General features: G+C 67.0%; 2 protein-coding genes and 1 pseudogene. 1 reads left to right on the forward strand and 2 read right to left on the reverse strand.

All coding sequences use genetic code 11. The annotated features are described in order from the left end of the window. Nucleotides 1-128: 128 nt before the first annotated feature. Complete coding sequence (locus OO71_RS51130) at nt 129-758, reverse strand: NHL repeat-containing protein (protein ID WP_162186198.1); 630 nt, start codon at nt 756-758, stop codon at nt 129-131. Between the two features lie 291 nt (nt 759-1,049). Here OO71_RS51130 and OO71_RS51135 point away from each other — a divergent pair, with 291 nt between their 5' ends. After that, on the forward strand, nt 1,050-1,892 hold the full coding sequence (locus OO71_RS51135) for an AraC family transcriptional regulator (RefSeq protein WP_051793271.1): 843 nt from the start codon (nt 1,050-1,052) through the stop codon (nt 1,890-1,892). A 9-nt stretch (nt 1,893-1,901) separates the two neighbouring features. On the opposite strand, the pseudogene OO71_RS51140 reads toward OO71_RS51135, so the two are convergent. After that, nucleotides 1,902-2,097: pseudogene (locus tag OO71_RS51140) on the reverse strand (hypothetical protein); the annotation flags it as partial.

Below are 2,097 nucleotides of genomic sequence, written 5' to 3' on the forward strand. Positions count from 1 at the left end.
GAACCCGTCCCCGAGCCCGGGATCGATCGTCACCTGAATCCGCTCGGCGGGGAGCCCACTCAGCCGCACAATAGCGGCCACCGCATGCTGCTTGACTGTGTCCGTCACAGAAACTCTCCTGTCCACGTTCAGTTTTCCGGCCCGGCCGGAACCAGCCGGATCTCACGCCCACCAATAACGAACTCGGTGACATACAACGATCCATCCACACCGACCGCCACACTGTGCGGACTGTTCAACACCCCCACCGCCAAGTCCGGACGCACCGTCTCACCACCACGATCAAGATTCGGCCATCCCGGCTGTTTCGGCTCCGCCGGATACGCCACGATCTCCTCGACCCGCCCCCGATCGAGGTCCACGGCCAGCACCGCCCGCTCCACATCCGCCACAATCAACCTGCCGTCCCGCACCGCAAGCCCCGCCGGGCTCCGCACCAACGGATCCGTGAACGTGCCCAGATACGTGCCATCCAGCCGGAACGACACAAGCCGGTGATTACCGCGATCGGCGACCACCAGGCGCTGATCATCGAGGATCGCGATGTCGTGCGGGCACTGGAAATCCGTCCCCGTATCACTCCCATTGAGCGTCAGCAGATGCTCCGAGCCACGGAAGTAATGCACCAGACTGGCGCCATACCCATCCGCCACCACAACCGTGTCCCCGCACACCGCAATCGCGGTCGGCCGCCACGAATCCCCGGCATACGCCGGAAGATCCGGCGGAGTCAGCGGACGGAACTCCCGCGTCGCCAAGTCGAAACACCCCGCCGCACCAGCACGACCCTCCGGTTCATACCGCGGCGGACGCAACTTGAACCCCGGATCGGCCAGCCACAACACTTCCCGGCCACCACGACCGTCATACGTGATCCCGTGGACCTCCAGCAACGGCACCTCGATCCGGTCCGGGTCCCCGCCCGGCGCCTGCACCAGCACCGCACCACCAGCCGGATCAGCCCAATACACCGCACCCGCCGAGTCGACCGCAATCCCCGAATGCGACCACTCCAGACTCCCCGCGGTACCAGGCGCGAGCGTCTGCCAGTGGTGGAGCACCTCACCCCCAGCCCGGCGCTCAGCTGGCGATACACCCAGTTCAGCATAGGTAGACTGGATCCGTACTGGCACGTCCACCCGGAGTTCGAGCTCACGCTGATCAGCAAGGGAAGGGGTACCCGGCTGGTGGGTGATTCGGTCGAAGAGTACCAGCCGGGTGACCTCACCCTGATCGGTCCCGACCTCCCGCACAGCTATGTGTCGACCGGTGAGGACATGCCGAACGACGTCGTCGTGATCCATTTCCGGCGCGATTTCCTCGGTGCCGGACTGTTCGAGAAGCCCGCATTCGCGAATGTCGCGGCGATGCTCGACGACGCCGCGAACGGGATCTGGTTCCCGGACCCGCCCGCCTGGCCCGCCGGGCTGGACGCCACCGGGCCGGACGCGCTCGCCCCGCCCGAACGCACCGTCGAACTCCTGCGGCTGCTCGTCGCGATGAGCCGCGTCCCCTACCGGCTGTTGGCCGCCGCGCAGCAACGTCCGGCGGTGAGCCGCGAGGTCGCCGGACGCGTCGACGCCATGGTGGCGGCCATCCACTCCGGGTACGAATCCCCGCTCACGCTCGAAGAAATCGCGGCGGCGGCGAACCTCACGCCGAGCGCGGCGAGCCGGCTTTTCGCGCGCTGCACCGGATCCAGCATCACCCGGTACCTCACCGTCGTCCGGGTCAACGCCGCATGCCGCCTGCTGCGCGAAACCGACCGGCCGGTCGCGACGATCGCGGGGGACGCGGGGTTCGCGAACCTGTCCAACTTCAACCGCCGGTTCCGCACGGTGAAGCGCATGTCGCCCAGTGACTACCGGGCGCATTTCCGCACCGGGAAATGACCGGCCGGGTCAGCCCGCCGACGCCCGCCACCCGCTCGCCACGAGCTTGTCGACAGTGTCCGGATGCAGCGTGCGATCCAGAATAAGATCCACCCCACCAAGAATTTCCGCGTCAGTACCGACCGTCCCCACCCGCACATCAAGCGCGTCGGTCACCACCGGAAGACACTGCTGGAACACCGCACCCCGGATCGCCGCCACAAAC

This window comes from Amycolatopsis jejuensis (genome assembly GCF_000717335.1).
Classification (GTDB): Bacteria; Actinomycetota; Actinomycetes; order Mycobacteriales; family Pseudonocardiaceae; genus Amycolatopsis; species Amycolatopsis jejuensis.